Origin of the sequence: Pallidibacillus thermolactis (assembly GCF_025660415.1) — a bacterium.
Taxonomy (GTDB): Bacteria; Bacillota; Bacilli; order Bacillales; family Caldibacillaceae; genus Pallidibacillus; species Pallidibacillus thermolactis.
In genome coordinates, this window is record NZ_JAOUSE010000023.1 from 34,101 (window position 1) to 42,827 (window position 8,727).

At 30.1% G+C, this 8,727-nt stretch carries 8 protein-coding genes; 3 read left to right on the forward strand and 5 right to left on the reverse strand.

Translation table 11 applies throughout. The features are described 5' to 3' along the window. Window positions 1–156: 156 nt before the first annotated feature. Window positions 157–648 (forward strand): hypothetical protein, encoded by a 492-nt coding sequence (locus OEV82_RS08740; RefSeq protein ID WP_263061630.1) that lies wholly within the window; start codon window positions 157–159, stop codon window positions 646–648. A 74-nt stretch (window positions 649–722) separates the two neighbouring features. On the opposite strand, the gene OEV82_RS08745 is transcribed toward OEV82_RS08740, so the two are convergent. From OEV82_RS08745 to OEV82_RS08760, 4 genes are read right to left on the reverse strand one after another with little or no spacing between them, the layout of a single operon-like run. Then, window positions 723–2,345 carry a recombinase family protein gene (locus OEV82_RS08745; protein ID WP_263061631.1) on the reverse strand — a complete coding sequence of 541 codons (1,623 nt, stop codon included), beginning with the start codon at window positions 2,343–2,345 and terminating at the stop codon, window positions 723–725. Then, window positions 2,329–3,753: a recombinase family protein gene (locus OEV82_RS08750; RefSeq protein WP_263061632.1), complete on the reverse strand. Its 1,425-nt coding sequence runs from the start codon at window positions 3,751–3,753 to the stop codon at window positions 2,329–2,331. The genes OEV82_RS08745 and OEV82_RS08750 overlap by 17 nt, the downstream gene beginning before the upstream one ends. A 6-nt stretch (window positions 3,754–3,759) precedes the next feature. Further along, on the reverse strand, window positions 3,760–3,930 hold the full coding sequence (locus OEV82_RS08755) for a hypothetical protein (RefSeq protein WP_216408873.1): 171 nt from the start codon (window positions 3,928–3,930) through the stop codon (window positions 3,760–3,762). 59 nt (window positions 3,931–3,989) lie between these two features. Further along, entirely contained in the window at window positions 3,990–4,124 is a 135-nt protein-coding gene (locus OEV82_RS08760; protein ID WP_263061633.1) for a hypothetical protein, read from the reverse strand. A gap of 534 nt (window positions 4,125–4,658) precedes the next feature. Between OEV82_RS08760 and OEV82_RS08765 the strand changes: the two genes are divergently transcribed. Both OEV82_RS08765 and OEV82_RS08770 read left to right on the forward strand, forming a co-directional pair. Continuing rightward, window positions 4,659–6,398 carry an ATP-dependent nuclease gene (locus OEV82_RS08765; protein WP_263061634.1) on the forward strand — a complete coding sequence of 580 codons (1,740 nt, stop codon included), beginning with the start codon at window positions 4,659–4,661 and terminating at the stop codon, window positions 6,396–6,398. After that, complete coding sequence (locus tag OEV82_RS08770; protein WP_263061635.1) at window positions 6,391–8,199, forward strand: UvrD-helicase domain-containing protein; 1,809 nt, start codon at window positions 6,391–6,393, stop codon at window positions 8,197–8,199. Before OEV82_RS08765 ends, OEV82_RS08770 begins: the two co-directional genes overlap by 8 nt. Before the next feature lie 424 nt (window positions 8,200–8,623). Here OEV82_RS08770 and OEV82_RS16165 read toward each other — a convergent pair. Next, window positions 8,624–8,727, reverse strand: a 104-nt coding sequence (locus OEV82_RS16165; protein ID WP_407672719.1) for an IS3 family transposase, incomplete at its 5' end; no start/stop codon positions are given.

The following is an 8,727-nucleotide window of genomic DNA, read 5'->3' on the forward strand; positions in this document are numbered from 1 at the left end:
GTTATTATCAAGAATCCCTCGATATCAAAGGGTTTAACCAGTTCTTGAATTTTACTCAATAAGCTAACCGGTGAATTACTCGGTAAAGTAAGCAGTGATAAGATAAATTATTCGGTAAAGTAAGCAGATATTTTTTTGTATTGGAGGGATATGAAAGTGAGAGATCCGAAGAGGATTCCAAGGATTTTAACTCTGTTGTTCAAAATATGGGAGCAGCAACCGGATTTGCGATTTAATCAGTTAGTTCAAAATCTACAAGCTTTATATTCCCAGCAAAATAATAACTTTGGTAAAAGAAATTTCTATGAAAAGGATGGAGAGATTACTTACCAGAATTATTATATCGATTTATTTTACTTGGAGGATGACCAGTGGGGGAAATTTCTGAGAGATTATTGGTCGGAGATCGATGAAGAGTTGCAAGAGCGAGAAAAGCAGATTACTCCTGAAGTAATAGAAGAAGTTGTGCAACTATTTATTGAAGCAGGGATGATTGAAACAGAAGTATCAGATTCTTTAAAAGAAAGAATTCGGTTATTTTTGAAAAAGGAAAGCAAATGGTTAACCATTGACGCTCTGTTAATCGCAATTAAAACACTTCCTTTGGAAGAACGAAAAGAATTAATTGAAAAGATTAAGAGAATATAAATGACATAATCTTTTGCTGAAACTTTTAGTTTAATTAAAGAAAAAACTGTTGCCCAAATTAATTGGACAACAGTTTACGCACTTTCGATATCTAGCTGCTTCATTAAGTCTTCAATCTCCACATATGGTGTGAGCCGGTAATCGATTCTTATATGGTTATCTTTCGAAAAGTTAATTCCTATCTTTTCGATTGCCAAAAGGAAGATAGCACGTTTTTCTTCATTTGAATAACTATGAATATCTTGTTTAAAACGACCGATTAATTCGGATTGCATTTCATCTTTTGACAAAAGGTCAATCTGTTCTCTTGTATTATGGTATTCCTGTAATTCTTTTGAAGTAGAGTGTATTTGCATTTCAAAGATTTCCTTTAACTCCTGATAGTACTCATTATTTTTATCAAGTGTGGATAAAAGATATTTTAGTTTTTCAAGGTTTTCGTTCAAGTCATTGATTTTTTGTTCAAGCCCTTTTTTCCATCGATTTAAGATTTTTTCTGTTTGCTTTTCATAATATTTCAATTCCCTGCCCCATCTTAATGAAAAATCAGCAAATATACTTTCATGAATTTTATCAGTTGATATTTTCTTTTTACACGAAGGGCAACAGTAATACATATATTTTTTCTTGGACTTAGCGGGAGTTGAATTTCTTGTTATCAGTTTCTCTTTACATTTATGGCAATAAACTAAATCTCGTAAAATAAACGGGCTATCCATGTGATCCTTATTTTGTTTGTAGTTTCTAAAGAATTGGGTGACATTCCACAAATTAGCCCCGATTAAAGGTTCATGATGATTTTTAAATAGAAAAATGTCTTCCTCTGGTTTCTTTTTACTATTTTCAAAGCTGGTACGAGTAAACCAAGCTAATTCACCGATATACCAACGATTGTTTAAAATATATCGTACGGTTGAATCACTCCAGCCTTTTGCATCAATACTTGGCGGTGGAATTTCCGCTTCAATTAATAAATTTGCGATTTTTCGATCACTATAACCGTAACTGTATAAATAAAAGATAAGAATGACAATGGTTTTATTTTCATTGGTTTCAATCGTATTGTCCTTTGTTGTTAGAGAATAACCATAGGGATTTCTAGATCCGGGACGTTCGGGTTTCGATGAATTTACTACAGACGTATGGTAATCAGATGCTCTCCGAGACTTCTCTACCGATTCTTCATGAGCAAATGACAATCTTGCTTGAACATAAGGATTGTTTTCGTTCCATTCACCTTCTATCTTCGTTGAGTATACTTTAAAATTTGGTCGGGCTTCTTTAATTGGTCCGAGTACATATAATACAAAGTCTTCAATTAGCCTTGTAATTCTTGATTCTTCATAGAAAATGACAGCTTTCACATTTTTATTATTTAAAATGAATTGCTTCATATTTTGCATTTGAACCCTTTTTTGTGCAGGAATATGATAGGCGGATTTTGCTTCTTCAATAAAAGATGCGACAACTTGAAATCCTTCTCTTTTTGCTCTAGCAACAATTTCAGATTCTTGTATATGCAAAGAATGTCCGAATGTTTGTCCATCATCAGACCAACGAATATACGATGTTGCTAAAGGAATAGATTCTTTAAAAATATTAAAAGGTAAATTTACCTGTTGAAGATTCGGTCTAGGTGTTTCTGTCAATAAGTAAATCCCATTTATTAAGTAAGTGTATTTATGCATAAAGTGCATGTGGCTCACCAACTTTCAAAAATTCTCCAAAGGGAACATGATAAATAAATGTATCCGGGCCGATTTCTACTTTTTCAAGGAATAGATGGCATAAATAGTATAAATTGTAGTTTTGAATTTCCAATTCTAAGTTCTGCTTAATGGTTTTGACAAGATCATTTACCGAATTTCGTGCTTCAGCAATTTTTGCTAATTCAATATGGAGATGATTGATTTTACTTTTTATATTCATTGACTCAATAATGAGTGAATCGATGTTCTTTTTTGCCGCATATTTTTCTACTATAGTAGAATGAATTGAGCTTAACTTTCGATTTAAGTTAATGATCTCATGATTGTAATCCTTTTCGATTCTAGATAAATGGGAAAATACAAAGCTTTTAATTGTGTCAACTGGGATATGTTTTATAATGATTGAAAGTTTAGATTGAATGTTCTCATTCAATTGTTCCACCGTAATTCTGATTTCCTCATGTTTTCTTTTACAGATATAGTAACTGCTTTCTCCCAGTTTTGAAGTTTTAAAAGTCATGTCTTTTTTGCAAAATATACATTGTGGAGTAATGTATCCTCTGTCCTTTGCATTGGTTATGGCTTGAAATACTTCATCTTTCAATTTTTTTAGCACTTCTTGAATTTTTAGATGTTCTTCTAGTGAGATAATCGGTTCTACATGATGGAGAACTTCAAAACCGTACGAAGTCTTCATATGTGCCGAATAAAAAGGATTTTCTAGATATTTTAATAAATCCTCGTACCTTTTGTTTTTTAATATCTTTTTGTATTTCATTATAATATTGAACAAATCATCTGCTTCATTGGTTTCAGCCACTTCATAGAAAAAAGATTTTAAGTCATTAACCACTTCTGGATTCGGGATATACTTAACATCTTTTCTTTTTCCAATCCGTTTATATCCAAATATAGAAGAAGGAAATTGTTTCATTGTATCCTTTCTTCTACCGGAAATATTCTGGCCCTCGACTTGTGCGAAAATTCCGTATAGTGCTTCGATCGACAGTTTAGGAGAGAACGGTGGTTGTTTCGTTGATGTAAAAATCACCTTGATTCCGTATTTATAAAACTCTTTAACTATTGCAACGTATTCGTAAAAATTTCGCGCTAAACGATCACGACTGTATACAATGACTGTTTTTACTTTTTTCTGCTGAATAAGTAATCGTAACTTTTGTAAATCTGGCCGATCCTCAATGGCTAATTTATTGGCTGAAACATTATCATCTTTTAACCAAATCACTTTATCTAAATCAATCCGATTATTATGAATATAAGATTCAGCAAGTAGAATCTGCTTTTGAATGTCCTGCTGAGCTGTACTTACCCTGCTATAAACCGCAATAAAATCTTCATAGTATTTATTGGGTTCATAATATTGGTGTGATTCCATGAGAGTCTACTCCTTTTCTACAATTTTATTACTTTCTTCAAGAAGGAAACCCTTCATTTTTGGCTGTAATTCAAGCTGATCGATTAAAACTTTTTCAATTAGCCGTTTCATAAAATAATAAGATTCCTCTTGTAAATCTTCATTAAATGAAACTTTTACTATATCTTTTCGAGACATAATTACTCCTCCCGTCAAAGCCTTTTTTATAAGGATTGACGGAAGGAAAAGGTTTTAAACTACTTGATGTGTTTATCCAAATCTAAATCCATTTGCAATTGATATTCGTAATTTGTTTGTTTCGGTGATTCAATGAACACTTTTGTCTTAATGGGAACCCCTAACTCTTTCAGTAGATCGAGCAGGTTTGACATTGTAATTTTGAACCTCCTTTCCATAGAACAAGATAAATCGTTCAATGATGCTTTTAGAGATTCCGACTTTTTCAGAGCTTTTTAATATCTTGTTAAGAAATTGTTTTTCTGTTTCTTGTTTGCTTATAGATCATCCCTCCATTAAAAAACGCGGCACATGGTGTTATCCCGAAAGACAACATCATGTAACCGCGGTTTTCGCTTATTATGGTTACTTCTATTTACTTTTGAACAAATCGGTTAATCAGAAACCATTATAGCTAGGAATTTCTTAATTTTAAGGGGGATAGTGGAAAATTTATACTGAAATAAAAAAAGAAGAAATGCGACTGGGCATTTCCTCCATGTCTGAACTACAAATCGTACTAACAAGAATATTATCGTCTTTTATATCATGAATAATTCACATTATATGAACAATTTATAGGGAATATTTTGATAAAATATATTCAAGAAACAAAATACTAGAAATATTACAATTCGTTAATGTTATATTTAGTTCTTGACAAATATAAATTAAGGAGATGGTAATAGATGAAAATAAAAAGATTGGATATCAGTAATTATAGGTCGTTGGATGGACTAAGTTTTAGCTTTCATTCAGAAGTAAATTTTATTGTTGGACTTAACAACATTGGAAAGTCTAATTTGCTAAAACTATTAAATACATTGGTGAATAAACGAAATTTTATAGATGAGGATTTCAATGATATTGAAAAATCAATAGAAATAGAGATAACTTTATTTCTGGATGAAGATGAAATTGGAGTATTTGAAGATCTTTTTGATCCTACAAATGAAAGACAAATTAACATAATTGCTTTACAGGAAAATCCAGATGAAAATATAACTTTTATACACGCGGAGACAGAAACAGTAATATCAAGTTCATTAATAAAAAAACTTAATTTTATTTATTATGACTCTTTAAGAAAGCCCTCAAATGAATTAAATTTCAATACTAAAACCGGAAGTGGGCGTTTTCTTTCACATTTGATAGATTTATATACTAAAAATGATGAGAAAGTTCAACCTGAAGATTTAATTAATAATACCTATTTGGCAGGATTGTTAGATTATATTAATTCGAAATTGGAACTAATTGAAACTTTTGAAGCTAATGATATTAAAGCCGATACAGGAAATGAGATCAAGGAAATATTATCAAGGTTGATCATATTAAAAAACGATGAAAATTTCCCTGTAGATAAGCTAGGATATGGTATACAATTTAGTAACTTAGTACCTATTTCTATATTAGAAAGAATATTTAATATAAAAAGGCGAAAAAAAACGTTTGAAAATGCAATTATTACTGATGGTAATGGAACGGTAACACTTCCAATTACTTTAGGATTGGATGAACCAGAGATTCATCTACATCCCCACTTACAAAGAAAATTAATAAAGTATATTTATAGAATAACTACTAATTCACAAAGAGATTTTAACAATCTTCTTTCTGATTTGTTTGGAATTAATGGTATAAAAGGTCAATTATTTGTTGTTACCCATTCACCAAATATATTATTAGATGACTATAAACATATTGTTAGAATTTATAAAAATTCCAATGGGGAAGTCTTAGTTTCAAGTGGTGTAGATATTGAATTGGATGATGATTTAGAGAAACATCTAAACAAGCATATGCAATATATTAAAGAGGCATTTTTCTCAAGAACAGTTATATTTGTAGAAGGAGACAGTGAGTTATTAGCTATAAAGGTATTTGCAGAAAGAATGGAAATTGACTTAGATGATTACGAAATATCTGTTATTTCTGCTGGTAGTGCAGATTCTATCCCACCCCTTGTTGATTTATTTAATAAATTTGGAATTGAAACTGTTTCTATAATTGATGGAGATAAAAAAGAGGGGGACAAATTTAAAAATATAAAAAATCTATATATAACTCAAGGGCAGGATTTCGAAGAAGATATATATATGTATTTTAATTTTTCCGATTACATTAGGTACTTAGAAGAACAGTATACAGACGATCCGAAGAAGTATTTATTTTTTATGGGGCAAGCAAAAAAGTTAGGAATTGATATAAATCCAAGACAAAGACCAGTTTATAAAGAACTAGAAAAGATTGATAATGGGCAAAATCTTGATAGATTAAAAGAAGAATTAAAGTCGGACGTTCTAAATAGTCTTAGGGGAAATAAATCAATTTTACAAGGAAGATTACTTTCGGAAGCAGTTACAGAAATTCCCCAAACATATAGGGACGCGATAGAGAAAGCAATGGAGTTGTCAATATATGAATAATAAGTTAATAATTGATAAATTATTAGAGCTTCATAATGGAGACCAAAAACAACTAGACGTAATATTATCTGATACAAATAGATTGATTGTAGAGGCTCCAGCTGGCTATGGAAAGACGAAAACACTTATAAGTAAAATTGCTTATTTAATTTTAACTAAGCAAGTACCAGTCAATAAAAAAATTCTTGCTCTAACTTTTAGCGTAAATGCAGCATATAATATGAAAAATGAAGTAGTCAATATTTTACCTACACTTTTATTGAATAATGAGAATCTGAAAACATCTGATATGGAGGGAAAAGTATATGTTTCTAACTTTCATGGTTTATGTAGACGAATATTAAAAAAATATGGATATTTATTAAGCAAGGAACTTAAAAATATAGACCAGTTAATAAATATAGATGATTCTAGTGAAAACAATCTAAATAAATTTAATATAAACTTATTAGAAGATGAGAAAAAATTAGTAAAGGATATTTCAATTGCTTCGAAGGAATATAAAGAAAAATACATTAAAGAAAATTATCTACAATATAACAATATAATAAAAACGAAGTATATTGAAAAAGGGGTTATATCTTACAATTCAATTATAACCTTGACAATAGAGTTGTTAAATAAATATAAAAATATTAGAAGTTTTTATACTAAGTTTTTTCCGATAATAATAATTGATGAATTTCAGGACACAAACATTCTAAATTGGACGTTCATTCAGTTATTAATTAATAAAGAAAGTAAGTTAGTTTTTTTAGGAGATTCGTTACAAAGAATCTATGGGTTCATAGGAGCTATACCTAATCTTATAGATTTAACATTAGAGCTGTTCGATATGGAATACATAGCACTGGAAAAAAACTATAGATTTGAAAATAATGATGAAATGTTATTGCTTGAAAAAAATATTAGAGAAAATGCAAAGAAACCAATTAATCCATCAATAAAAAAAGACTCTAATGTCAATTTCAAATTATATAAGAATCAAATAGATGAAGCTTTTGGTATTGTTAATCAAATTAGAGAATTACAATCAAAGAATATCAAATGTAAAATAGCAATACTAGTGAAACAACGCGGACCCAACATCAATTTGATTTTAGAAGCATTAAAATATAACGATATAAAATTCTTTTTTGGATTATTTACAGATGAAGATCAGCGGTATATTAGATTTCATGAAACTTGCTTGAATAAGTTTTACTCAATATTTATAGAGGAGAATAGAAATCTTTCAAAGAAAAATATTGAATTTTATTTAAACGAAATAAAAAAAGAATATAACAATGTTTCTGATGCAATGAATAATTCATTGTTTAAACTTTTACATTCTTTCCTAGAAAAAATTGTAAATGAGTTTAAGGGTCTTCAAAATTCTGATAAATACAGAATAATTATGGATACATTTATGAACAAGTCATTAAGACAAAACCTTGATATTTTAGATGATAATGTTATTGTTACCACTGTACATGGAGCAAAAGGATTAGAATGGGATTATGTTATTTTGCCTGACATGGAAAAAAATCAATTTCCAAATTATAACGGATTGTGCAATCGTAATAATTGTATATTTGGTGATTATTGTATATTTAGTGTAAATGAAAACAATGAAGTAGAATTTTTAGAAGAACTTAGTGTGTTTTATGTTGCAGTAACAAGAGCAAAGAAAGAAGTATTTTTTACTGCAAGTCAGCGAAGTTTTGTAAGAGAAGATTTCCAACCTGAAACAAATATTAGTTGTCTATTAAGGCTACCGGGAATAAACATAAAACAAACTAATGAAACAGTAAGTGTTTAATTGATGAGTTATAAAATAAAACTTTTAAGGTAACACTGCTACATCAATATGTCTGCGATTACCAATCAAGCCATGTGGAGTGCTGTGTGAAGTTAATTAAAAATTAGAAGACATATTAGGGTCCGGGAATCTGTAATAGATACTCGGACTCCCATCTTCTTCAATATCTATGCGTTTGATTAATTTGTGGAGTAATTCAGCATCAAGTACAGGATTATGTACAAAGTCTGGATCTACGTCAAGTTTTTGGACACAAAAAGATTAAGTTTTTTTGCACAACAACCATTCATGGATTGTTCCACGTCCCAAGTAGATTGTCAAAGTGAAAAGATCCTTTGACAATCTACTTGGGACGTGGAGAAATAAACCCATGGCTGTTGTGCCAAAAAAATGTGAAGGGGGAAGTGGTTCTGTACCCCATGTTTTACGCTGCTATTCGGCACATTTTTTCGTATTCATCCGGTGTCAAATAACCAATGCTTCCATGAATTCGTTTGCGATTATACCAACCTTCGATGAATTGAAATA